Source organism: Kosakonia sp. MUSA4 (genome assembly GCF_013085925.1).
GTDB lineage: Bacteria > Pseudomonadota > Gammaproteobacteria > Enterobacterales > Enterobacteriaceae > Kosakonia > Kosakonia sacchari_B.
In genome coordinates this window covers 3100142-3123576 of the sequence record NZ_CP025697.1, presented here as the reverse complement: position 1 = coordinate 3123576, position 23435 = coordinate 3100142, and the positions used below count along the sequence as shown (strand labels likewise).

At 54.9% G+C, this 23435-nt stretch carries 21 protein-coding genes; 19 read left to right on the top strand and 2 right to left on the bottom strand.

Annotation, left to right across the window (positions count from 1 at the left end; translation table 11 throughout):
• Positions 1–16: 16 nt before the first annotated feature.
• From cheW to cheZ, 12 genes are all read left to right on the top strand, one after another.
• The gene (gene cheW / locus C0557_RS14805) at positions 17–520 is read left to right on the top strand and encodes a chemotaxis protein CheW (RefSeq protein ID WP_007371553.1); all 504 of its coding nucleotides are present in this window, start codon (positions 17–19) and stop codon (positions 518–520) included.
• A gap of 397 nt (positions 521–917) precedes the next feature.
• A complete protein-coding gene (locus C0557_RS14800; protein ID WP_208659119.1) occupies positions 918–1487 on the top strand; it encodes a spore coat protein U domain-containing protein in 570 nt (189 codons plus the stop codon).
• Between the two features lie 25 nt (positions 1488–1512).
• Positions 1513–2049, top strand: coding sequence for a spore coat U domain-containing protein (locus C0557_RS14795; protein WP_208659117.1), 537 nt, complete (start codon positions 1513–1515; stop codon positions 2047–2049).
• A gap of 13 nt (positions 2050–2062) precedes the next feature.
• A complete protein-coding gene (locus C0557_RS14790) occupies positions 2063–2827 on the top strand; it encodes a molecular chaperone (RefSeq protein WP_208659115.1) in 765 nt (254 codons plus the stop codon).
• Positions 2803–5199, top strand: a complete 2397-nt coding sequence (locus C0557_RS14785; protein WP_208659113.1) for a fimbria/pilus outer membrane usher protein — start codon at positions 2803–2805, stop codon at positions 5197–5199. The genes C0557_RS14790 and C0557_RS14785 overlap by 25 nt, the downstream gene beginning before the upstream one ends.
• On the top strand, positions 5199–6161 hold the full coding sequence (locus tag C0557_RS14780) for a spore coat U domain-containing protein (RefSeq protein ID WP_208659111.1): 963 nt from the start codon (positions 5199–5201) through the stop codon (positions 6159–6161). The genes C0557_RS14785 and C0557_RS14780 overlap by 1 nt, the downstream gene beginning before the upstream one ends.
• 86 nt (positions 6162–6247) lie before the next feature.
• The gene (gene tar / locus C0557_RS14775) at positions 6248–7912 is read left to right on the top strand and encodes a methyl-accepting chemotaxis protein II (protein WP_208659109.1); all 1665 of its coding nucleotides are present in this window, start codon (positions 6248–6250) and stop codon (positions 7910–7912) included.
• A gap of 42 nt (positions 7913–7954) precedes the next feature.
• A complete protein-coding gene (tap, locus tag C0557_RS14770; RefSeq protein ID WP_208659107.1) occupies positions 7955–9553 on the top strand; it encodes a methyl-accepting chemotaxis protein IV in 1599 nt (532 codons plus the stop codon).
• A 24-nt stretch (positions 9554–9577) separates the two neighbouring features.
• Complete coding sequence (cheR, locus tag C0557_RS14765; protein ID WP_208659105.1) at positions 9578–10447, top strand: protein-glutamate O-methyltransferase CheR; 870 nt, start codon at positions 9578–9580, stop codon at positions 10445–10447.
• Complete coding sequence (locus tag C0557_RS14760) at positions 10444–11493, top strand: chemotaxis response regulator protein-glutamate methylesterase (protein WP_043953192.1); 1050 nt, start codon at positions 10444–10446, stop codon at positions 11491–11493. The genes cheR and C0557_RS14760 overlap by 4 nt, the downstream gene beginning before the upstream one ends.
• Before the next feature lie 17 nt (positions 11494–11510).
• A complete protein-coding gene (gene cheY / locus C0557_RS14755) occupies positions 11511–11900 on the top strand; it encodes a chemotaxis response regulator CheY (RefSeq protein ID WP_007371559.1) in 390 nt (129 codons plus the stop codon).
• A gap of 10 nt (positions 11901–11910) precedes the next feature.
• Positions 11911–12555, top strand: a complete 645-nt coding sequence (gene cheZ / locus C0557_RS14750; protein ID WP_074777709.1) for a protein phosphatase CheZ — start codon at positions 11911–11913, stop codon at positions 12553–12555.
• An 80-nt stretch (positions 12556–12635) separates the two neighbouring features.
• Here the strand turns inward: cheZ and C0557_RS14745 are convergent, their stop codons facing one another.
• Positions 12636–13286, bottom strand: coding sequence for a CPBP family intramembrane glutamic endopeptidase (locus C0557_RS14745; protein ID WP_208659102.1), 651 nt, complete (start codon positions 13284–13286; stop codon positions 12636–12638).
• Between the two features lie 276 nt (positions 13287–13562).
• On the opposite strand from C0557_RS14745, the gene flhB reads away from it, so the two are divergent.
• The 6 genes from flhB to C0557_RS14715 all read left to right on the top strand — a co-directional run bounded on the left by flhB (position 13563) and on the right by C0557_RS14715 (position 20775).
• A complete protein-coding gene (flhB, locus tag C0557_RS14740; protein ID WP_371813142.1) occupies positions 13563–14723 on the top strand; it encodes a flagellar biosynthesis protein FlhB in 1161 nt (386 codons plus the stop codon).
• The gene (gene flhA / locus C0557_RS14735) at positions 14716–16794 is read left to right on the top strand and encodes a flagellar biosynthesis protein FlhA (protein ID WP_208659100.1); all 2079 of its coding nucleotides are present in this window, start codon (positions 14716–14718) and stop codon (positions 16792–16794) included. The genes flhB and flhA overlap by 8 nt, the downstream gene beginning before the upstream one ends.
• Positions 16794–17204, top strand: a complete 411-nt coding sequence (locus tag C0557_RS14730; RefSeq protein WP_208659098.1) for a flagellar protein FlhE — start codon at positions 16794–16796, stop codon at positions 17202–17204. The genes flhA and C0557_RS14730 overlap by 1 nt, the downstream gene beginning before the upstream one ends.
• A gap of 302 nt (positions 17205–17506) precedes the next feature.
• On the top strand, positions 17507–19081 hold the full coding sequence (locus C0557_RS14725; RefSeq protein ID WP_208659096.1) for an MFS transporter: 1575 nt from the start codon (positions 17507–17509) through the stop codon (positions 19079–19081).
• Positions 19082–19091: 10 nt separating this feature from the next.
• Positions 19092–20231: a glycoside hydrolase family 105 protein gene (locus C0557_RS14720; protein ID WP_208659094.1), complete on the top strand. Its 1140-nt coding sequence runs from the start codon at positions 19092–19094 to the stop codon at positions 20229–20231.
• A 253-nt stretch (positions 20232–20484) separates the two neighbouring features.
• The gene (locus C0557_RS14715) at positions 20485–20775 is read left to right on the top strand and encodes a hypothetical protein (RefSeq protein ID WP_074777686.1); all 291 of its coding nucleotides are present in this window, start codon (positions 20485–20487) and stop codon (positions 20773–20775) included.
• Between the two features lie 144 nt (positions 20776–20919).
• Here the strand turns inward: C0557_RS14715 and argS are convergent, their stop codons facing one another.
• A complete protein-coding gene (gene argS, locus C0557_RS14710) occupies positions 20920–22653 on the bottom strand; it encodes an arginine--tRNA ligase (RefSeq protein ID WP_208659092.1) in 1734 nt (577 codons plus the stop codon).
• A 214-nt stretch (positions 22654–22867) separates the two neighbouring features.
• Between argS and C0557_RS14705 the strand changes: the two genes are divergently transcribed.
• Complete coding sequence (locus C0557_RS14705; protein WP_072440771.1) at positions 22868–23428, top strand: VOC family protein; 561 nt, start codon at positions 22868–22870, stop codon at positions 23426–23428.
• The last annotated feature ends 7 nt before the right edge of the window (positions 23429–23435 follow it).

The following is a 23435-nucleotide window of genomic DNA, read 5'->3' as shown; positions in this document are numbered from 1 at the left end:
GTAAAAGGTATAAAACATGACCGGTATGAGTAATGTAGCAAAACTGGCTGGCGAGCCGTCAGGACAGGAATTCCTGGTATTCACTCTGGGCGATGAAGAGTACGGCATCGATATTCTCAAAGTGCAGGAAATTCGTGGCTACGATCAGGTGACCCGTATCGCCAATACCCCGGACTTTATCAAAGGCGTGACCAACCTGCGTGGCGTGATCGTGCCGATTGTTGACCTGCGCGTGAAGTTCAGTCAGGGCGACGTCGAGTATGATGACAACACCGTGGTTATCGTTCTGAATCTGGGACAGCGTGTGGTTGGCATCGTAGTGGATGGCGTCTCTGATGTGCTTTCCCTGGCATCGGACCAGATCCGTCCGGCGCCGGAATTCGCCGTCACCCTGTCCACTGAATACCTGACCGGCCTCGGCGCGCTTGGCGACCGGATGCTGATTCTGGTGAACATTGAAAAACTGCTCAACAGCGAAGAGATGGCGCTGCTGGACATCGCGGCAACGCACGTCGCGTAATCGCCATACAAGAGCGGATGACTCCCTGGTCATCCGCTTTTTTTTTACACGCTTTCCTGCCAATTATTTTATATATCCTTCATCGGTGCTTCACGCCGCTTTAAATTCCTCAAATATCATATATTTACTGCTGAAAGAATATATTGTGATAATTACCTCACTTTTATGCATATATCTTTTGCAGAGCAATTTATTTACCGTTTTTTAGATGCATAATTAATTGAAAATATTGAATAAATTTCAATACTTCTTGTTGCATGAAATGACGTCGCCGAAGTGGTTGAAGCCACTGTTATAAACTAAATTTCTTGTTATTCATGCTTTGTTTTCTTGCGTGTTTTTCTCGTTGGCTCATGAATTCGTATGGACAGCACGCAGCATTTCAGGAGGAGATTCAATGAACAGAAAACTGCTTTATGTGCTGATGAGCGGGACACTTGTCACTGCCGGGCTACCTGCTCAGGCGGTGACCAGTAGCGGGACTATCGGGGCGACATTAACGCTGACCAATGGCTGCCTGATAAATGGCTCTCCCAGCCAGAATGGTATCAACTTTGGTACGCTGGATTTTGGTACACATCCGGCAACCTTTTCACAATTAACCACCCAGTTAACCGGCGCCAGCGGCGGCAACAGCTTCGGCATTCAATGTACTAACGCAAGCTATACCGTGCAGGTCACCGGCAATACCAACTCAACGGCACCGGGGACCGTCGTCGGCACGCCGGGTACACCCGGGCGCTATCTGGTGAATACCGTCGATGCCACCAAAGGTGTGGCTTACAGCATCTATAGCGACAGCGGTTTCAGTAACGTCATCACAAACAACACCGACATTCCCCGCGCTTCAACAACCGGCGGTGTAGACAACTACACCCTGTACGGCCGCATCACCGGGGGAGGCGACAGCGTGAGTGTCGTACCTGGAACCTATACCGACACGATCAACGTGAGCGTCACATACTAAACCTCCTTACATGATGTCAGGTGATATGCGGGATTCCCGGCGGGGAAGCCGGGGATTGCTGCACGCTTTTCCACTGCTGTTGTCGATGATGCTGGCGGGGCAGGGAGCGCTTGCGGTGACAACCAAGACTTTTACCGTAGGCGCAACCATCGCGCCAGGATGCTCGATCGTCAGCGGCAGCGGTGGGGTGCTCGGTACGCTCAATTTCGGTTCTTACAGCGGCGTTCGAAGCGGGCAAGTCACCACCAGTTTTGTCCCCAACGCGGCATTGTCTCTCGGCTGTACACCCGGTGTGGCGCTGAGTATGAGTATTAACGGCGGGCAAAACTACACCACCGTGCGCAACATGCAGCGCAGCGGCGGCACCGAACGCGTGCCGTACCGCATCTTCAGCAGCAGTTCGCTGGCGGCAAACAGTGAAATTGGCGTGGGCCAGTCCGTCTCCGTCGCTTACACCAGCGGTGATGCTATCTCACTTTCTATTTTTGGCGCTGCGCAATTAACCGGTTTTAGCCCGGCCGGAACTTATTCAGATCAATTGACCGTGACCTTGTCATGGTAAAAGGGAGAAGTCGATGAAACGCCATTTGTCTGGCCGCGTAGCCGCGTTGTTGCTGGCTGGTATTTTCACTTGTGCACCAGCAAACACACAGGCTGCCGCCACTATTTTGCTCTGGCCAATCGATCCGTGGCTGGGGGCCACAACTCCCGCCACCGAGCTTTGGATCCAGAATCAGGGAAATACCTCCACCACTATGCAGGTGCGTATTGTTCGCTGGCGCCAGGAAGCGGGCCTTGAGCGCTACCAGCAACAAAATGATATCGCCGCCAGCCCACCGATTGTGCGCATTGAAAAGGGCAGTAAGCAGCTAATTCGCTTGATCAAGCAGATACAGGTCCCGCCCGGTGTCGAGCAGGCGTATCGCATTATTGTTGATGAGATCCCGGAGTCCGCAGACAACGGCACGCCGCAAATGGGGGTGAAAATTCAGATGCGTTACTCCATCCCGCTATTTGTTTATGGTCAGGGCATTACCACTTACACCAACAGCGCCCACCATACGCTGGTAGATAAAAACGATTTAAGCTGGCGCGTGACGCGCGAGAACGGTCAGCCAGCGCTGGAAGTACGCAACAATGGTAATGTACACGTGCGATTATCGCAGGTTTCCATGAGCCAGGGCGGGCAAACCCGGCGCGTAGCGGATGGTTTGCTGGGTTATGTGCTACCGCATACGGCGCGAAGCTGGACGTTGCCTGTGGGTCTGACGAATCCCGCTTCGCTGAATGCCACGATCAATGCCCGGGATAGCGAATGGCAGTCGTCCGCAGGCCACTGATATTGCCGGTGACAGTCATGCTGCTGGGGAGCAATGCATGGGCGCAGCAGGGGGATGATGTGTTACCGCCGCCGCCGGATACGCGCCAGCTCGATCAACATCAGCTGTTTCATTTAAGCCTGGTGATCAACCATTACGACACGCACTTGGTGGTGCCGGTGACGCAGCGGCGCAATGATTTTTATCTCTCCAGCGCGGATCTGCTCCATGCCGGGATCCTGGCGGAGCATCTGCCTCAGGGCGAAGTAAATCTTTCGACACTGCCGGGTGTTCGCACTGAATACGATAGCGAAGGCCAGCGCCTGCTGCTGTCTGTTCCCCGCGGATGGGTGCCGGAACGCGATACCGCGTTTGCCGGCGGCGTCGCGCGCAGCGAACCGAAATATAGCCAGGGCGCCTTGCTTAATTACGATGCCTATACCAGTACTGCAGAACATATTGGCGGGCAGGCGGCGTTATGGCATGAGCTTCGTTACTTCAACGGTAGCGGCGTCTTCTCTTCAACCGGCTCAATGCGCAGAACGCTTTCCGGTGATATTCAGCAGCAAGGGTATGTGCGCTATGACACCACGCTCACGTTCTCGGATGAAGACAACGCTACGCAATGGAGTGTTGGCGATGTGATTTCCGACGCCTTAAGCTGGAGCAGCAGCGTACGGATCGGCGGTATCAGTTATGGGCGCGACTTCTCGCTACGCCCGGATCTTGTCACCTGGCCGCTGCCTGCATTTTCTGGCGAAGCGGCGGTCCCGACTTCTGTTGATGTGTTTATCAATGGTTACCGTGCGGGTAACACGCAGTTGCAGCCAGGCCCCTTCACGCTGACCAATATGCCCTATATCAACGGGGCGGGTAATGCCGTGCTGGTAACCACCGATGCCTTAGGGCGGCAGGTGAGCACCACTTTGCCGTTCTATGTTGCCAGTGATTTGCTGAAACCGGGCCTCAGTGATGGTGCGATCACCGTCGGCTCGCTGCGCCGTAATTATGGGATGGATAACTTTGATTACGGGCGGCTGGTGGGAAGCGGTTCATACCGCTATGGCCTGACCGATTATCTGACGCTGGAAGGGCATGGCGAGGCGGCGCAGTCGATGGTGCTGGGCGGCGCGGGCGCGGTGCTGAAACTTGGGCGGCTGGGGGTGGTCAATGGTTCATGGTCGCAGAGCCGCATGTTGGGTGACAGCGGCAACCAGTACAGCTGGGGCTATCAGTACAACACCAGTATGTTCAGCATTGCCACCCAGCACAGCCAGCGCGATCGGGGCTTCAGCAATCTGGCGCTCTACGATCAGCGTAACCTTTATTCCCATTACCGCCAGCAGGATGAAGATCGGACGCCGATCGCCAGCCTTAGCCGCAACTCGGCGCAATATTCGCTGACGTTTAATCTGGGCGAGTTCGGTAACATCGGTGCGGCCTGGATTGGTATACAGAGTTTTGATAACAAAAGAACCGAGCTGTTTAACCTCTCCTGGAGCCACAATTTGTGGGGCAGCAATAGCCTCTACCTGGCGGCAAGCCGGGATAACCAACGCGGCGACTGGACATTCGGTCTTTCATTGCAGATCCCCATTGGCGAACGCGACAGCGCCGCCATCAGTATGGAAAAAACCCCCGATGCCGGATCCACACAGCGCATTAACTACAGCCGCGCGATGCCAACCGATGGCGGCTTTGGCTGGAATATGGCGCTGGCTCACCAGTCGCAGGCAAATACTTATCAGCAGGGAACACTGAGCTGGCGTAATAACGCTATTGAACTGCAAGGCGGTGGTTACGGCGAAACCGGTATGATGACCTGGTGGGGAGAAGCCCTCGGGGCCCTGGTGCTGATGGATGGGCAGGTGTTTGCCGCTAACCACATTAACGATGCCTTCGCGGTGATCAGTACCGGCGGGCATGCAGGTGTGCCGGTGAACTATGAAAATCAGCCGGTCGGCGAAACCGATGAAAATGGCTATCTGCTGGTCAGCGGCGTCTCAGCTTACTATCCCGCCAGTTACAGCATTGATACGCTGAATTTACCGGCGGATACGCGTCTGAAAGAGACAGAGCGCAAGATTGCTCTGCGCCGCCATAGTGGTTATTTGATTGAATTTCCGATGCAGCAGGAGCGCGGCGCCAGCGTCATTTTGCACGATGAAAATGGCGTGGAGGTGCCGCTGGCAAGCCTGGTTGAACGCGCCGGTAAACCGGCGACGATAGTGGGCTACGACGGTATCGCCTGGCTGGAAAATCTCGACAATGTCAACGCGCTGCATGTGCGGATGCCGGACGGGCAATCCTGCGATGTGCGTTTTACTCTGTTGGCTAACCCTGAACATAAATTACAGACCTACGGGCCGCTTACCTGCCGGAGGAACCCTTAATGCGCCGTCTGATCCTGCTGTTGCTGCTGCTTTGTTCCGGCCAGGCCTGGTCCGCCTGCACGGTCAGTACCACCAATGGCGCATTCGGCCCGGTGACCTCCTTTGCACTTAATAGCACTGCGCAGACTGCCAGCGCCAACCTGATTGTCACCTGTGATGCCGCACTTAACTTACTGACCAACGATTCGATAACACTGACTTTAACCGGCGCATCCGCGACGGCCTCGAACCGGGGCGCGATGAAGCGCAGTGATGATGCGTCGATCGCCGACATCATTCCGGTTCGCGTCTGCGGCCAGGCGAATTGCGCCAATAACAGCGAAGCGATCATCAGCGGAAACAGTTACACCTGGAGCGGAAGTGTTCTGCTTGCGTTGCTGGGAACGCGGACGTACACATTGCCGCTCTATTTTCTGACAGTACCTGGGCAGAATGTGACCGCCGGGCCTTACCAGGTCACGCTCAATTTCAGCGTGGCCTACAATGTCTGCTCCGTTGGCATTCTCGGGTTATGTTCCTCGTCGCAGACCGGGACTGCGCTCACCAGCCTGCAACTGAGCGGAACCGTCACCAATGACTGCACCACCATCAATGCGCCGAATGTGAATTTTGGCAGCGCGCCGCTGGTGCGAAACTTCCCGACCGTCTCACAATCCATCGCCATCACCTGCACCAAAGGAATGGCTTACACCGTCGGTATCAATAATGGCGGCTATGCCGTCAATAACGTGCGCAATATGGCCAGCGGCGCGAATCGCCTGAGTTATGAGATTTACAAAGCGGGAACCAGCAATCGCTGGGGCAGTGCAGGCAGTGAACGCTGGTCAAGCGGGGTTTCGTCGCAAGTCAGTTCCGACGGCCTGCTGCGTACGTATAACTATACGGCTCAGGTACTTACAACGCAGACCACGCCGCCGCAGGGAACATACAGTGATACCCTGACCGTGGACATTGCATTTTAAGTTACTATTTAATTCCCTTTCGCAAATGTAAAGTTCCCTGACCGCATGCCGATAACACCATTAGGAACATATCGAAAAGGTGTTGCATGTTGAACCGTATCCGCGTCGTTACTCTGCTGATGAGTGTGCTGGCAGTGTTTGCCCTGTTGCAGCTCGTATCAGGGGGGCTTTTTTTCTCGTCCCTTAAGCAAAACCAGCAGAGTTTTGCTGCCTCTAATGACCTGCGTATGCAACAAACTGAGCTGGGTAAAGCCTGGGAATTAATGCTGCAAACGCGTATCAACCTGAGCCGCTCGTCGGCGCGTATGTTGCTCGACCCGAGCAACCAGCAAAGCAGCGCCAAAACCGACCTGTTGAACAGCGCGAAAGCCTCTCTGGCGGAAGCGGCAAAACATTACGATGCCTTTCATAACATGCCATCGCTGCCGGAAATGGATGCGGCGCGCCAGACGCTGGATGAGAAATACCGTACCTATAATGCTGCGCTGACGGAGCTGGTTCAGTTTCTGGAGAGCGGCAATATCAACGGCTTTATGGCGCAACCGACTCAGGGGATGCAAAACGCCCTCGGTGACGCGATGGCAAAATATGCCGCACTGAGCGACAGCCTCTACCGTAATGCCTGGGAGCAGAGCGTCAGCGATTACACCTTTGCGAAATGGCAGATGGCGATTCTGGCGCTGGCGTTAGTGATTGTACTGACCGGCGTCTGGTACGGGATCCGCCGTATTCTGCTGTCGCCATTGTCATCGATCATCGCGCATATCCGCGAAATCGCGGGCGGTAACCTGACGCATACGCTGACGATTGCCGGTCGCAGCGAAATGACGGAACTGGCGCAAAGCGTCGATCATATGCAGAACGCGTTAATCGATACCGTTACCAACGTACGCCAGGGTTCGGATGCCATTTACTCCGGCACCAGCGAAATTGCAGCCGGAAATAACGATCTCTCGTCGCGCACCGAAGAACAAGCCTCGGCGCTGGAGCAGACTGCTGCCAGCATGGAAGAGCTGACGGCTACCGTTAAGCAGAACGCCGACAACGCCCGTCAGGCTTCGCTGCTGGCGCAAAGTGCGTCGGAAACCGCCGAGCGCGGCGGTAAAGTCGTCGATGGCGTGGTGAAAACCATGCACGACATCGCCACCAGTTCGCAGAAAATCGCTGACATTATTGGTGTGATTGACGGTATTGCCTTCCAGACCAATATCCTGGCGCTGAACGCGGCAGTAGAAGCCGCACGCGCGGGCGAGCAGGGCCGGGGATTTGCCGTGGTGGCAGGAGAAGTCCGCAATCTGGCCAGCCGTAGTGCCCAGGCGGCGAAAGAGATTAAAACCTTAATTGAAGATTCCGTTTCCCGCGTGGATACCGGCTCTGTGCTTGTGGAGAGCGCGGGTGAAACCATGTCGGACATTGTTAACGCCGTCACGCGTGTTAACGACATCATGGGTGAGATCGCCTCGGCATCGGATGAACAGAGCCGTGGCATCGATCAGGTTGCGCTGGCGGTATCCGAGATGGATCGCGTCACGCAACAGAATGCGTCACTGGTACAACAATCGGCAGCCGCAGCAGCTGCCTTAGAAGAACAAGCCAGTCGATTGACGATGGCGGTATCTGCTTTCCGCCTTTCTTCTGTATCCGGCAAACCGGCGCAGCGTGCCTTAACTCCGGCAGCAGGCAGCGCTAAGACCCCGGCGCGGAGTCGCCAACTTGCAACCGGACAAGAAGATAACTGGGAAACATTTTAGCAGTTCTTAACCGCGGACATTTTTCCGCCAGATGGGGCGTTAATGTTTAATCGTATTCGTATCTCGACAACACTTTTTTTGATTTTGATTGTGTGTGGCATTTTGCAGGTCGGCAGTAACGGATTGTCCTTTTGGGCTTTTAAACAGAGCACATCGCATTTACAGGAAGTGGCGAACAGCAACCATCAACGCAGCGCTCTGATGCAAATTCGTGCCACGTTGCTTGAAGCGAGCACATTGCTGAATAAAGCGGGTACGCTCACGGCATTAAGTTATCCGCCGGATGATATTAAAGCTCTGATGACGCAGGCAAAAGCCAGCCTGAAACTGGCAGATGAGAAAGAGAAAGAGTTTCTGGGCATTGCCGCAATGACGCCTGCGGGGCAGAAATTGCAGGACGGGACGAAAGCGACGTATACCGCATGGCGCAGCGATCTGGAGCATCAGGCCACCTGGCTTGAAAATAACCAGCTATCAGATTTTATGACCGCGCCGGTGAAGGAGTCGCAGGACCAGTTTGACGCGAATTTTAACGCGTGGGAAAAGCACATAAATGAGTTTGCCGAGCAGGCACGGCAGGACAGCGAAAGCAACTATCACCGTTCGGCGGCCATTTTTATTGCGGTGGTGATCCTTGCGGCGCTGATTACCAGCATCGCGCTGTTCTGGTCGCGCAAGATGATTGTTCAGCCGTTGGCGATCATCAGCAGCCACTTTGACAGCATCGCGGCAGGCAATCTGGCGAAGCCGATTGCTGTTAACGGACGTAATGAAATTTCGGCGATCTTCGCCAGCCTGAAAAAAATGCAGGCAGCGCTGCGTACTACGGTCAGCGATGTTCGTCAGGGCAGTTACGCTATGCATACCGGTATTTCGGAGATTGCTTCAGGCAACAACGACTTATCGGCGCGCACTGAACAGCAGGCCGCTTCGCTGGCACAAACCGCAGCCAGCATGGAGCAGCTGACTGCGACGGTCGGGCAGAACGCCGATAACGCGCGTCAGGCTTCCGGCCTGGCGCAGAGCGCGGCGGAAACCGCGAGAAAAGGCGGGCAGCAAACCACCAGCGTGGCGAGTACCATGCAGGAGATTGCCGGCAGCTCGCAAAAAATTGGCGATATCATCAGCGTGATTGATGGCATCGCGTTTCAGACCAATATCCTCGCGCTGAACGCCGCAGTGGAAGCGGCGCGTGCGGGTGAGCAGGGCCGGGGATTTGCCGTGGTGGCAGGGGAAGTACGTAACCTGGCCAGCCGCAGCGCCCAGGCGGCAAAAGAGATTAAAGGTCTGATTGAAGAGTCGGTATCCCGTGTTCAACAGGGTTCTGCGCTGGTGGATACCGCCGCGCAGACGATGACGGAAATCGTCCGCTCGGTGACGCAGGTCAACGACATTATGGGCGAGATCGCCTCCGCGTCGGATGAACAGCGTCGTGGCATTGAGCAGGTTGCGCTGGCGGTCAGCCAGATGGATCAGGTCACACAGCAGAACGCGGCGCTGGTAGAAGAGGCCGCTTCCGCGACCGATCAACTGGCAAACCAGGCGGATAATCTGACCTCGTTAGTGGCTGTATTTAAGATTGAAGAGCACATTGCATTACCCGAAGTGGCACCGCCCAAAGCCGTGCCTGCTGCATCCTGAAATTAACCTGGTTGAGAAGGCGCTATGACATCATCACTGCCCACAGGGCAAACGTCATCAATACTGCAACAGATGACACAGCGCCTGGCGCTGTCCGATGCGCATTTCCGTCGGATATGTCAATTGATCTACCAGCGCGCGGGGATCGTTCTTGCAGATCATAAACGCGACATGGTGTACAACCGCCTTGTTCGCCGTTTACGCACGCTAGGGTTGGATGATTTTGGTCGCTATCTGAGCATGCTGGAAGCGAACCAGAACAGCGCCGAGTGGCAAGCGTTTATCAACTCGCTGACCACCAATCTCACCGCATTTTTCCGGGAAGCGCATCACTTTCCGGTACTGGCTGAGCATGCGCGTAAGCGCTCGGGTGAATACCGCGTATGGAGTGCTGCGGCCTCTACCGGAGAAGAACCTTACTCGCTGGCGATTACCCTTGCCGATTCGCTGGGTATGGCGCCGGGTCGCTGGAAAGTGTTTGCCAGCGATATCGACACGGAAGTGCTGGAAAAAGCACGCAGCGGTATTTATCGCCAGGACGAGTTGAAGACCCTCTCGCCACAGCAGATGCAACGCTATTTTATGCGTGGAACCGGCCCGCATGCCGGGCTGGTACGTGTACGGCAAGAACTGGCGAATTACGTCGAATTCACCACCGTGAACCTGCTGGATAAGCAGTACAACGTTCCGGGGCCTTTTGACGCAATTTTTTGCCGTAACGTAATGATTTATTTTGATAAAACGACGCAACAGGACATTCTGCATCGTTTTGCTCCGCTGCTTAAGCCGGACGGATTACTGTTTGCCGGGCATTCGGAGAACTTCAGCAACCTCGTGCGCGAGTTCAGCCTCCGTGGGCAGACTGTTTATGCGCTGAGTAAGGATAAAGCATGAGTAAAATCAGGGTGTTGTCCGTCGATGATTCCGCATTGATGCGCCAGATCATGACAGAAATTATCAATAGCCACAGCGATATGGAGATGGTGGCGACGGCGCCAGACCCGTTGGTCGCCCGGGATTTAATCAAAAAATTCAACCCGGATGTCTTAACGCTGGATGTAGAAATGCCGCGCATGGATGGGCTGGATTTCCTTGAGAAATTAATGCGTCTGCGGCCAATGCCGGTGGTGATGGTCTCCTCGCTGACCGGTAAAGGCTCGGAAGTGACGCTGCGAGCGCTGGAGCTGGGGGCGATTGATTTCGTCACCAAACCGCAAATCGGCATTCGTGAAGGCATGCTGGCCTACAGCGAAATGATTGCTGAGAAAGTGCGCACCGCTTCGCGTGCGCGTATTGCTGCGCATAAACCGATGGAAGCGCCCGCGCTGCTGAAGGCTGGCCCGCTGCTCAGCTCGGAAAAATTGCTGGTCATTGGCGCGTCAACCGGAGGAACAGAGGCAATTCGTCATGTACTCCAGCCATTGCCGCTCTCAAGTCCGGGTATTCTAATCACTCAGCATATGCCGCCGGGCTTTACCCGCTCATTTGCTGAGCGTTTGAACAAGCTCTGCCAGATCAGCGTCAAGGAAGCGGAAGATGGTGAGCGCGTTCTGCCGGGACACGCGTATATTGCTCCGGGCGATAAACATATGGAGCTCGCGCGTAGCGGGGCAAACTATCAGATTAAGATCCACGATGGACCGCCGGTTAACCGGCACCGTCCGTCGGTGGATGTGCTGTTTCATTCGGTCGCGAAACATGCGGGGCGCAACGCCGTAGGTGTGATTCTTACGGGGATGGGTAACGATGGCGCGGCGGGAATGTTAGCAATGCACCAGGCGGGAGCCTGGACCATCGCGCAAAACGAAGCAAGTTGTGTGGTGTTCGGCATGCCGCGTGAGGCCATCAATATGGGTGGCGTCAGCGAAGTGGTCGATCTTAGCCAGGTAAGCCAGCAGATGCTGGCGAAAATCAGTGCCGGACAGGCAATACGTATTTGAACCAGGAGTAATTTTTTATGGCGGATAAAGAGCTTAAGTTTTTGGTTGTGGATGACTTTTCCACCATGCGTCGCATTGTGCGCAACCTGCTGAAAGAGCTGGGATTCAACAACGTCGAAGAGGCGGAAGACGGTGTTGATGCGCTGAACAAATTGCAGACCGGTGGTTTTGGTTTTGTCATCTCCGACTGGAACATGCCGAATATGGATGGTCTGGAATTGCTGAAGACTATCCGTGCCGACAGCAACATGGCTTCCATGCCGGTGCTGATGGTGACGGCTGAAGCGAAAAAAGAGAACATCATTGCGGCGGCGCAGGCTGGTGCGAGCGGCTACGTGGTGAAACCGTTCACCGCAGCCACCCTGGAAGAGAAGCTCGGTAAGATCTTCGAGAAACTTGGCATGTGAGGACCGGACTATGTTGCAACCTTCAATAAAACCTTCTGAAGATCATTCTCCCAGCGACATTATTGCCCGCATCGGTAGTCTGACGCGCATGCTGCGCGATAGTCTGCGCGAGTTGGGCCTGGATCAAGCGATTGCCGAAGCCGCGGAAGCGATTCCGGATGCGCGCGATCGCCTGGATTATGTGGTACAGATGACGGCGCAGGCCGCAGAGCGCGCGCTGAACAGTGTGGAAGCCTCTCAGCCTCACCAGGATGAGATGGAAAAAAGCTCGAAAGCGCTGAGCAAACGCTGGGACGAGTGGTTCGAGAACCCGATTGAACTGGCAGACGCCCGTGAACTGGTGACCGATACCCGCAAGTTCCTCGGTGAAATTCCGGGTCATACCAGCTTCACCAACGCCCAGTTGCTGGACATCATGATGGCGCAGGATTTCCAGGATCTGACCGGTCAGGTGATCAAGCGCATGATGGACGTTATCCAGGAGATCGAACGTCAGCTGCTGATGGTGCTGCTGGAAAACATCCCGGAGCAGTCTTCGCGCCCGAAACGCGAAAACGACAGCCTGCTCAATGGTCCTCAGCTCGACGCCACCAAAGCGGGCGTGGTGGCAAGCCAGGATCAGGTGGACGACCTGCTGGACAGCCTCGGCTTCTGATTTGTCGGCATATTCCCCTCCAGACAGCCTGAAGGGGAAGTTAGCGCACCAGCGAAAAAGGGAAGGGAAACCTTCCTTTTTTATTGCAGGAAGATATCGCCCATTGCGAAGAGATTCGACAGCGCATGTAGCACTATCGGTATCAGCAGCCCGCCTGTCCCGAGCCGGACGACACACAATAGCGCAGAAAAAATAAACAACTGAATAAACGTGATCGGCGCCTGATATTGCATATGAATGGCGGCAAACAGTAATGAAGTCAGCACAATACCGACTTGTTGCGGCACTTTTCCCCATCCCAGGCTCGCATTGAGCAAAAAGCCGCGAAAAATAATCTCTTCACTCACCGGGGCTATCAAACAGGCGGTGAATATCCACGCCCAACGGGTTAACCCCGTATACCCTTCCAGGGAATCCAGCCACGGCTCAGGCTGCTGGAAGAGTTTTTCCATTACCAGCATCGCCACCAGCGCCAGCAACGGTGCGGCAAGGTTTCGCCACGCCAGCGTGCCGAAAGGCAGTAGCTCGTCATAGTGACGTCCGTAATAACGCCACAGCAGTAGCGAGCAGGGGAGCAACAGCGCGCCATGCAGAAACGGACCGTCGAGGCCATTTTGATAAAGACGCATAAAACCCGGAATGTAGATAGCGAAATAGAACAGGCTGTAATAGATAGCAAACGCCGCGATGCACACCGCAGTATGCGATGTTCGGTCCGATTGTGTTGGCATAAAAAAGTCACGTCCGTGCAGGGTCATACGCGAAGCCAACCATTATAAAGGAGATTGTCTGCAATTCTGTTTAGTCGTTAACAATCAGGACAGGTCAACAAAAAATGACGTTTAGGCAGGATTTTTTACAGGGCATTGCTGTTTTGTCCTCGTTTCAGGCACGTGGATGAACCCTGAAGGGCATTCAAATGGCGAAAACCCCCTGTTTTTATGCCTTACTCTGCCCATTAGATACCCTTGACTCTGGCAATATGTTGTCAAATCCGTAATCCGTGGATGCAGGCCGTGGCCTCTGAAGACAACGAAGACAAAACAGAAGCCCCCACAGCGCACCGACTAGAAAAGGCGCGTGAAGAAGGGCAAATCCCCCGATCGAAAGAGCTGACATCACTGCTGGTGATGCTGGTGGGTGTCTGCATTCTGTGGTTTGGCGGCGAGATGTTTGGTCGACGGTTATCGATGGCGCTCGCTTCCGGGCTGCGCTTCGATCATAAAATCATCAACGATCCAGGGCTGTTTGTCGGGCAGGTTATCATGATGCTGAAAACGGCGTTGATGGGGATGCTGCCGCTGTTGACCGGCGTGGTGATTATCGCGCTGATTGCACCGGTGATGCTGGGGGGGCTGGTTTTCAGCACCAAGTCGCTGGCGTTTAATTTTTCCAAGCTCAATCCGCTGAGCGGTCTTGGTCGTCTGTTTTCTTCTCAGGTAGGCGCTGAACTGCTTAAAGCGTTAATGAAAGCCCTGCTGATGGGCAGCGTCGCCGGGATATTCGTCTGGCATCACTGGCCGGATATGATGCGCCTGATGAGCGAATCGCCGTTAACAGCCATGGCCAGCGCCCTTAATCTGGCCGGGTTGTGTGCGCTGCTGGTGTCGCTGAGCATCATCCCGATGGTCGGTTTCGACGTTTTCTGGCAGATCTACAGCCATTTGAAAAAATTACGCATGTCGCGCCAGGACATTCGTGACGAATTTAAGCAGAGCGAAGGCGACCCGCATATCAAAAGTCGTATCCGCCAGATGCAGCGAGCCGCCGCTCGTCGCCGCATGATGGCCGATGTACCGAAAGCCGATGTGATTGTCACCAACCCGACGCACTATGCCGTCGCGCTGCAATATGACGAAAATAAAATGAGCGCGCCGAAAGTGGTGGCGAAAGGCTCCGGTTTGGTAGCGCTGCGTATTCGCGAGTTGGGTACGGAAAATCGCGTACCGATTCTGGAAGCGCCGCCACTGGCGCGTGCGCTTTTCCGCCATGCGGAAATTGGACAGCAGATCCCAGGCCAGCTTTATGCGGCGGTAGCCGAAGTGCTGGCGTGGGTATGGCAGTTGAAACGCTGGCGACTGTCAGGCGGACAACGACCTGTTAAACCTGAGAATCTTCCGGTGCCTGAAGCGCTGGATTTTATGAACGAGAAGGACACTGATGGCTAATCTGGTAGCAATGCTGCGTCTGCCCAGCAATCTGAAATCGACCCAATGGCAAGTGCTTGCCGGGCCTGTGCTCATTTTGCTTATTTTGTCGATGATGGTGCTGCCGCTGCCGGCGTTTGTCCTCGACCTGCTGTTTACTTTTAATATCGCGCTGTCGATTATGGTGCTGCTGGTGGCGATGTTCACCCAGCGTACGCTCGAATTCGCCGCTTTCCCGACCATTCTGCTGTTTACCACGTTGCTGCGCCTGGCGCTCAACGTGGCCTCCACGCGTATCATTCTGATGGACGGGCACACCGGTGCCGCCGCCGCAGGCCGCGTGGTTGAAGCGTTCGGCCACTTCCTGGTCGGCGGCAACTTTGCCATTGGTATCGTGGTGTTCGTCATCCTCGTGATCATCAACTTTATGGTTATCACCAAAGGTGCCGGACGTATCGCGGAAGTGGGCGCGCGTTTTGTGCTCGACGGGATGCCCGGTAAGCAGATGGCGATTGATGCCGACCTTAACGCCGGGATCATCGGCGAAGATGAGGCGAAACGCCGCCGTTCGGAAGTAACGCAGGAAGCCGATTTCTACGGTTCGATGGACGGTGCGAGTAAGTTCGTTCGTGGTGATGCCATCGCCGGTATTCTGATCATGGTGATCAACATCATCGGCGGTCTGCTGGTGGGTGTACTGCAACATGGCCTGTCGATGGGCGATGCGGCGGAGAGCTATACCCTGTTGACCATCGGTGATGGCCTGGTCGCGCAGATTCCGGCGCTGGTCATTTCAACCGCTGCGGGCGTTATCGTCACACGCGTCAGCACCGATGAAGATGTCGGCCAGCAGATGGTTGGGCAACTCTTCTCAAACCCGCGCGTTATGTTGCTGAGCGCCGGTGTGCTCGGTCTGCTGGGGATGGTGCCTGGCATGCCGAACTTTGTCTTCCTGCTGTTTACCGCCGCGCTGCTCGGGCTGGCCTGGTGGCTGCGCGGACGCCAACAGGCGGCACCTGTCGAAGCGGCACCGGTGAAAGTACCAGAAAACACGCAAGCCGTGGAAGCGACCTGGAATGATGTACAACTGGAAGACTCCCTCGGGATGGAAGTGGGTTACCGCCTGATCCCGATGGTGGATTTCCAGCAGGACGGCGAGTTGCTGGGACGTATCCGCAGTATCCGTAAGAAATTTGCCCAGGACATGGGCTTCCTGCCGCCGGTGGTGCATATTCGCGACAACATGGATCTGCCCCCCGCGCGCTACCGTATTTTGATGAAAGGGGTGGAAATTGGCAGCGGCGAAGCCTATCCGGGCCGCTGGCTGGCAATTAACCCTGGTACGGCAGCCGGTTCGCTGCCGGGCGAACAGACTGTCGATCCGGCTTTTGGTCTGGCCGCAATCTGGATCGAAAGCGCGCTGAAAGAGCAGGCGCAAATCCAGGGCTTTACCGTGGTGGAAGCGAGTACCGTGGTAGCAACGCACCTCAACCACCTGATTGGTCAATTCTCGGCGGAACTGTTTGGCCGTCAGGAAGCGCAGCAACTGCTTGATCGCGTAAGCCAGGAGATGCCGAAGCTGACCGAAGATTTAGTGCCGGGTGTGGTGACGCTGACCACGCTGCACAAAGTGTTGCAAAACCTGCTGGCGGAGAAAGTGCCGATTCGCGATATGCGCACCATTCTCGAAACGCTGGCCGAGCATGCGCCGCTGCAAACCGACCCGCACGAACTCACCGCGGTGGTGCGCGTAGCGCTCGGCCGTGCGATTACGCAGCAGTGGTTCCCGGGTAATGATGAAGTGCAGGTGATTGGCCTTGATACGCCGCTGGAACGTCTGCTGCTGCAAGCACTGCAGGGCGGCGGCGGCCTGGAGCCGGGTCTGGCCGACCGTTTACTGGAGCAGACTCAGGAAGCGCTGGCGCGTCAGGAGATGCTCGGTGCGCCGCCGGTGCTGCTGGTCAACCATGCCCTGCGTCCGTTGCTGGCGCGTTTCCTGCGCCGCAGTCTGCCGCAGCTGGTGGTGATGTCGAATATGGAGATGTCCGACAATCGCCATATCCGCATGACAGCAACCATCGGGGGTAAATAATGCGTTATCTCGCTCTGCTGATCGCAGCACTGCCGTTGTTCGCCAGCGCGGCGGGCGAAGGCGCCTGGCAAGCCAGCAGTATTGGCATCCGGCTGGATAACCGGGGCGTAGCGGCGTCGTCACGACCATTAGGGCCAACGCAGCCGGTTGATGGGTTAATAACGGAAGTCTCCTGGCGCTATGAGCTGAACGGCCCGACGCCAGCGGGATTGCTGGTGCGTCTCTGTTCGCAGACGCGCTGCGTGGCGCTCGATGGCCAGAGCGGTTCAACGCGCGGTTTGGCGGATGTACCCGCTGCCGAACAGTTACGTTTTGTCTGGGAAGTGCCGGGCGGCGGGCGTTTGTGGCCGCCGCTGAATGTCCGCAGTAACCAGGTCATTGTGAATTACCGTCAGCCTGCCAAAAGCTAGCCGCTTCGCTGGCAATAAACTCAATCGCTTAGCTGTTTTTTTAGCCTTCGATCCCGCCATCAGAGCGGGATTTTGCTATCTGTCACTCATTTTTGACCACGCCTTTTGAAGCATTAGAAACGCTGTTTTATAAATCAGTGATGCGCGTATCGACACTCTTTGCATTTTTGCCAGTTACGCCTTTTTGCTGGCAGAAACAGAAAGGTTTCCTGTTGCACATCCTCTTACTTTAGCCGTGTAAGAAATTCCTTTGACTAAGCCGGATCGTCAAAGGTCCCCAATAATGAACAGGGTTGACGGCAATGAAAACACGTAAAATTGGACTGGTTAATTATCTCGCCTACGGTTCTGGCGATTTTCTGGGAGCGGGCACGACCGCGTTGACCGCAGCATGGTTACTCTATTTCTACACAACCTTTTGTGGTCTGACACCGATCGAAGCGACATTTATCTTTGCTGCCGCAAGGGTGCTGGATGCTGTCGTGAGTCCGCTGATGGGCTTTTTGACCGATAACTTCGGTACGACCTGGCTGGGCAAACGCTTTGGCCGTCGTAAATTCTTTATCCTGCTGGGTATTCCTTGTGTGTTCAGCTACTCAATTATGTGGGTAGGGGACATGAGCTTTTGGTATTACCTGCTGACCTATCTGCTGTTTGATGTGGTCTACACCATGATTCTGGTGCCCTATGAAACTCTGGTGCCGGAAATGACCGATGACTTCAAACAGAAAACCAAATTCTCCGGTGCGCGCATCTCGATGGCGCAAATGTCAGCGATTCTGGCGTCATTCCTGCCGGGGATCCTGCTGACGCATTTCGGCAAAGACAACCCGATCTCTTTCTTCTATGCCAGCCTGGTGTTCTCGGTGATGTGCGCCATGATGCTGACGTTTGTCTGGTGCTTCACCTGGGAACGCCCGCGTGAAGAGTGGACGGAAGCGGCGCTGCGCGCGGAAGCGGAGAAGAAACACCTGACTCTCGGCCAGAGCCTGAGCCGCCTGTTTGTTGAACTGAGTTCAACGCTGCGCATCAAAATCTTCCGCCAGCACCTGGGCATGTATCTCGGCGGCTATATCGCGCAGGATGTGTTCAACGCCGTATTCACTTACTACGTGGTGTTCGTGCTGATGCAGGAAGCCTCGGTGGCATCCAGCCTGATGGGCACCATGGCGATCTTCCAGTTCATCGCGGTTATCGCCATGATCCCGCTGTGTATTCGCTTTGGGCCTGCGCCGTCTTACCGCATGGTGGTGACGCTGTTCGGTCTGAGCGCCGCGTCTTACGCCGTGCTTTATTACACCGGTTTGAGCGACGTGTACTCGCTGTTGCTGCTGGTTTCTGCCGTTGCAGGGCTGGGCCGTGGCGGTATCAACTATGTGCCGTGGAACATCTACACCTATATCGCTGACATTGACGAAGTGGTCACCGGCCAGCGTCGTGAAGGGATTTTCGCTGGCATCATGACGCTGACGCGTAAAGCCTCGCAGGCGGGTGCAGTGATGCTGGTGGGGATCGTGATGCAGGCATCCGGTTTTGTCTCCGGCCAGAAAATCCAGGCACCGGAAGTAAGCCACACCATTCTGATGATCATGTGCTTTGGCACTATCGCGGTGCTGTGCTGCGGTTTCCTCGTTTCCCTGCGCTTCAGGCTGAACCTGAAAACGCACAGCGTGCTGCGTGAAGAGACGGCAAAAATGCGCCAGAGCGGCCGTGCGATGCCGGAATGCATTACCCCGCAGGCGCGGGAAACGGTCGAGATGCTGGCGGGAATGCCGTACGAATCCCTGTGGGGCAATAACAATATCGGCTATCTGAATCGCAATAAACCTGCCGCCCCCTCCCTGAAAGACGCGTCTCTGAAATCGACTTACAACTGAGGTTAAGAATATGAAGGTTTGGCCTGTCAAACACAGCCCGTTACTGCGTCAGCCGGAGCGTTTTATCGCTCGTGATGAACTGAAGGCGTTGATTCGCAAGATTACCCACAATCTGGTCAACATTCACGATACCACTGGCGAGTTTTTACTCCGTCTGGATGATGGCCGCGTGATTGACACCAAAGGCTGGGCTGGCTGGGAGTGGACGCACGGCGTCGGGCTGTACGGGATGTATCAGTATTACCGCCAGACCGGGGACGAAACCATTCGCGAAGTGATTGATAGCTGGTTCGCCGACCGTTTTGCAGAAGGCGCAACCACCAAAAACGTCAATACCATGGCGCCGTTCCTGACGCTGGCGTACCGCTATGAAGAGACGCGCAATCCAACGTACCTGCCGTGGCTGGAGAGTTGGGCGGAGTGGGCGATGAACGAGATGCCGCGTACCGATCACGGCGGTATGCAGCACATTACGCTGGCAGAAGAGAATCATCAGCAAATGTGGGATGACACCCTGATGATGACGGTACTGCCGCTGGCGAAGATCGGTAAGCTGCTCAACCGCCCGGACTATGTGGAAGAGGCGGTCTATCAGTTTCTGCTGCATGTGCAAAATCTGATGGATCGGGAAAGCGGGTTGTGGTTCCACGGCTGGAACTACGAGGGACAACATAACTTTGCCAAAGCGCGCTGGGCGCGCGGCAATAGCTGGCTGACCATCGTGATCCCGGATTTTCTTGAGCTGGTGGATCTGCCGGAAAATAACGCGGTGCGCCGCTATCTGGTGCAGGTGCTGAATGCGCAAATCGCCGCGCTGGCGCAGTGCCAGCATGAGAGCGGGCTGTGGCATACACTGCTGGACGATGCCGATTCCTATCTGGAGGCGTCGGCTACCGCTGGGTTTGCCTACGGTATTCTGAAAGCGCTGCGTAAACGCTATATCAGTGCTGATTATTCTGAGGTGGCAGAAAACGCGGTGAAAGCGATCGTTGGCAATATTTCGCCGGAAGGGGAGCTGTTGCAGGTTTCGTTCGGCACCGGCATGGGCAGTAATCTGGAGTTCTACCGTCAGATCCCACTCACCTCTATGCCGTATGGCCAGGCGATGGCCATGCTCTGCCTGACGGAATATTTGCGTAAATATTTCTGAGTTCGCTATGCGTAAAATAAAAACCGCTCCTGTTTATCGTGAGCGGTTTTTATCTGGAATAATCCGAACAGTTTTTATTATATTAAAAATAATTAATCTGAATGTAATTAATAAAAACATTTATCGTATGAATAATTAAATTATTTATTCGGTATTAATAAAAATGTGATTAAGAACACACTGTATGGATTCTGTATCGTCTACTTTTAATTTGTGTTTGAGATTTATCTAATACGCAAACAAGGAGGTGAGAATGGGTGAAATAGTGGGTGGCTATGTTATTGACCCTGCGGTGAACATCAATGAAAAGGGAATGACGAAAGATCAGGTATCCCGGTTTGTAACAGCGTTTGAAGGGATCGTTGGCGCGAAATATTTGCCGCTAATGTATATTGGTAGTCAACTGGTTGCCGGCCATTTGTACGCTTATATTGCTCAACGCACTTTTATTCATTCCCAGTCAGTAGAGGTTACCCTGGTCAAGGTCGTTATATATGAGTCATTTGACAATGAATTAGCTATCCACTCGATTAGTGAGATCTGAACCATATTATCGTCATGATAGTGATTGCTCTTTGAAATAAACATCCTGTTATTGTTGACTCTGTCATTTATTGAGTATGCGCGTCTGTTCAATCTTAGCCAGATTGTAACAAACAGTCCGCCTCCGGTGAGGCGGACAATTTTTTTACATTCTGTCGATGGTCTCAATTCCCAGCGTATCCAGCCCCAGCTTCAGCGTTTTCGCCGTCAGCAGCGCCAGTTTCAGACGGCTGTTGCGCACCTCTTCATTCCCGGCAGAGAGAATCGGGCAGTGCTCATAGAAACCGGAAAACAGACCGGCCAGATCGTACAGATAGGCGCACATCACGTGCGGCGTCCCTTCACGAGCCACAACATTCAGCGTCTCTTCAAATTGCAGCAGGCGAGCTGCCAGTTGCGATTCGCGCTCTTCGCCGATGGTAACCGGTGCATTTTCAAGCACGCTCTCTTCAAGACCCGCTTTGCGGAACACGGAGAGTACGCGCGTATAGGCATACTGCATATATGGCGCGGTGTTGCCTTCAAACGCCAGCATGTTATCCCAGTCGAAAACGTAGTCGGTGGTACGGTTCTTCGACAGATCCGCGTATTTCACCGCGCCGATGCCTACAGCGTTGGCCAGTTTTTCCAGCTCGTCTGCCGGCATCTCCGGATTTTTCTCGGCAACCAGACGACGGGCGCGCTCCAGCGCTTCATCCAGTAGATCGGCAAGTTTCACCGTACCGCCGGCACGGGTTTTAAACGGTTTGCCATCTTTGCCCAGCATCATGCCGAACATATGGTGTTCCAGCGGCACGGAATCCGGAACATAACCGGCTTTACGCACGATGGTCCACGCCTGCATCAGATGCTGGTGCTGACGGGAATCAATGTAGTAGAGCACGCGATCGGCATGCAGCGTTTCATAACGGTATTTGGCGCAGGCGATATCGGTCGTGGTGTAGAGGTAGCCGCCATCCTTCTTCTGGATGATGACGCCCATCGGTTCGCCTTCCTTGTTTTTGTACTCATCAAGGAACACCACGGTAGCGCCTTCGCTTTCTACCGCCAGGCCTTTCGCTTTCAGGTCGGCAACGATGCCAGGCAGCATCGGGTTGTAGAGGCTTTCACCCATCACATCTTTGCGCGTCAGGGTAACGTTTAAGCGCTCATAGGTTTGCTGGTTCTGACTCATGGTGATGTCAACCAGCTTGCGCCACATTTCACGGCAGTATTCGTCGCCGCCCTGCAGTTTTACGACATAGGCGCGCGCACGTTCAGCGAAGGCGGCATCTTCGTCGTAATGTTTTTTCGCTTCGCGGTAGAAAGCTTCCAGATCGGCCAGCGCCATTTCACCGGCATTTTCCTGCTGCTTCAGCTCAAGATACGCAATCAGCATGCCGAACTGCGTGCCCCAGTCGCCAACGTGGTTCGCGCGAATAACGTTGTGGCCGAGGAATTCCAGCGTACGTACGGAGGCATCGCCAATAATGGTTGAGCGCAGATGACCAACGTGCATCTCTTTCGCCACGTTTGGCGCAGAGTAGTCAATCACAATGGTCTGTGGCTGCGGCTGTGTCACGCCAAGGCGTTCCGATTTCAGCGCCTGGTTAACTTCCGCCGCGAGAAATTCTGGTGCGAGGAAGATATTGATAAAACCGGGCCCGGCGATTTCAACTTTGTTGGCAATCCCGTCGAGTGAGAGATGAGACAGAACCTGCTCAGCCAGTTGTCGCGGCGCCATGCCCAGTTTTTTAGCAACTGCCATTACACCGTTAGCCTGATAGTCGCCAAACTGGACTTTTGCTGACTGACGAACCTGCGGTTCGCAATCGGCGGGCGCACCTGCCGCAATCATGGCCTGACTGACTTTTTCTGAGAGAAGAGCCTGAATATTCACCGGGATACCTTACGTTTAGGACGCGACACAAGCGGGGCGCGTCCGGGTGTTCATTAAAGGCGGGAGTATACTGCAATTGCCCGTTGGCGTCAGCACCGCGTCGCGCGCGGTCTGTGCAGAAAATCATCTACCGGCGCGCAGAAAGCCAGGCAGTTGGTTAGCGGCGCATAACAAGGTAGATTATGCGCTTTGCGATGACATACGGGCACGGCTTATGAACAACTGGCAAGAAATTGAAGAATTGCAGGATATTGTCGCGGATCTGCCGCGTTTTCGCGACGATTTGCAGGCGCTAACCACGCGATTAGGGCTGGCGATTGCGCCACTGCATGCCGACCATATTTCTCTGCGCTGCCACCAGAACGCCACGGCGGATCGCTGGCGGCGCGGGTTTGAACAGTGCGGTGAACTGCTGTCGGAAAATATCATCAACGGTCGCCCGATCTGCTTGTTTAAATTGCATCAGCCACTGCATGTGGAGCACTGGGCATTTACGGTGATTGAACTGCCGTGGCCGGGCGAGAAACGCTATCCGCACGAAGGCTGGGAGCATATCGAAATTGTCCTGCCTGGCGCGCCGGAAACCCTGAATGCCCGCGCGCTGGCGCTGCTGGCTGATGAAGGGTTAAGCCAGCCGGGTATCGCCGTGAAAACCAGTTCACCAAAAGGGGAACGCGAACGTTTGCCAAACCCAACGCTTGCGGTAACCGACGGCAAAGTGACGGTGAAATTTCATCCGTGGACCATTGAAGAGATTGTCGCCAGCGAGCAGTGACGCTCGC

What these genes read in the sequence shown, in the direction of transcription:
- cheW (WP_007371553.1), top strand. Translation starts at nt 17, where the DNA reads ATGACCGGTATGAGTAATGTAGCAAAACTGGCTGGCGAGCCGTCAGGA.
- C0557_RS14800 (WP_208659119.1), top strand. Translation starts at nt 918, where the DNA reads ATGAACAGAAAACTGCTTTATGTGCTGATGAGCGGGACACTTGTCACT.
- C0557_RS14795 (WP_208659117.1), top strand. Translation starts at nt 1,513, where the DNA reads ATGCGGGATTCCCGGCGGGGAAGCCGGGGATTGCTGCACGCTTTTCCA.
- C0557_RS14790 (WP_208659115.1), top strand. Translation starts at nt 2,063, where the DNA reads ATGAAACGCCATTTGTCTGGCCGCGTAGCCGCGTTGTTGCTGGCTGGT.
- C0557_RS14785 (WP_208659113.1), top strand. Translation starts at nt 2,803, where the DNA reads ATGGCAGTCGTCCGCAGGCCACTGATATTGCCGGTGACAGTCATGCTG.
- C0557_RS14780 (WP_208659111.1), top strand. Translation starts at nt 5,199, where the DNA reads ATGCGCCGTCTGATCCTGCTGTTGCTGCTGCTTTGTTCCGGCCAGGCC.
- tar (WP_208659109.1), top strand. Translation starts at nt 6,248, where the DNA reads ATGTTGAACCGTATCCGCGTCGTTACTCTGCTGATGAGTGTGCTGGCA.
- tap (WP_208659107.1), top strand. Translation starts at nt 7,955, where the DNA reads ATGTTTAATCGTATTCGTATCTCGACAACACTTTTTTTGATTTTGATT.
- cheR (WP_208659105.1), top strand. Translation starts at nt 9,578, where the DNA reads ATGACATCATCACTGCCCACAGGGCAAACGTCATCAATACTGCAACAG.
- C0557_RS14760 (WP_043953192.1), top strand. Translation starts at nt 10,444, where the DNA reads ATGAGTAAAATCAGGGTGTTGTCCGTCGATGATTCCGCATTGATGCGC.
- cheY (WP_007371559.1), top strand. Translation starts at nt 11,511, where the DNA reads ATGGCGGATAAAGAGCTTAAGTTTTTGGTTGTGGATGACTTTTCCACC.
- cheZ (WP_074777709.1), top strand. Translation starts at nt 11,911, where the DNA reads ATGTTGCAACCTTCAATAAAACCTTCTGAAGATCATTCTCCCAGCGAC.
- C0557_RS14745 (WP_208659102.1), bottom strand. Translation starts at nt 13,286, where the DNA reads ATGCCAACACAATCGGACCGAACATCGCATACTGCGGTGTGCATCGCG.
- flhB (WP_371813142.1), top strand. Translation starts at nt 13,563, where the DNA reads ATGCAGGCCGTGGCCTCTGAAGACAACGAAGACAAAACAGAAGCCCCC.
- flhA (WP_208659100.1), top strand. Translation starts at nt 14,716, where the DNA reads ATGGCTAATCTGGTAGCAATGCTGCGTCTGCCCAGCAATCTGAAATCG.
- C0557_RS14730 (WP_208659098.1), top strand. Translation starts at nt 16,794, where the DNA reads ATGCGTTATCTCGCTCTGCTGATCGCAGCACTGCCGTTGTTCGCCAGC.
- C0557_RS14725 (WP_208659096.1), top strand. Translation starts at nt 17,507, where the DNA reads ATGAAAACACGTAAAATTGGACTGGTTAATTATCTCGCCTACGGTTCT.
- C0557_RS14720 (WP_208659094.1), top strand. Translation starts at nt 19,092, where the DNA reads ATGAAGGTTTGGCCTGTCAAACACAGCCCGTTACTGCGTCAGCCGGAG.
- C0557_RS14715 (WP_074777686.1), top strand. Translation starts at nt 20,485, where the DNA reads ATGGGTGAAATAGTGGGTGGCTATGTTATTGACCCTGCGGTGAACATC.
- C0557_RS14705 (WP_072440771.1), top strand. Translation starts at nt 22,868, where the DNA reads ATGAACAACTGGCAAGAAATTGAAGAATTGCAGGATATTGTCGCGGAT.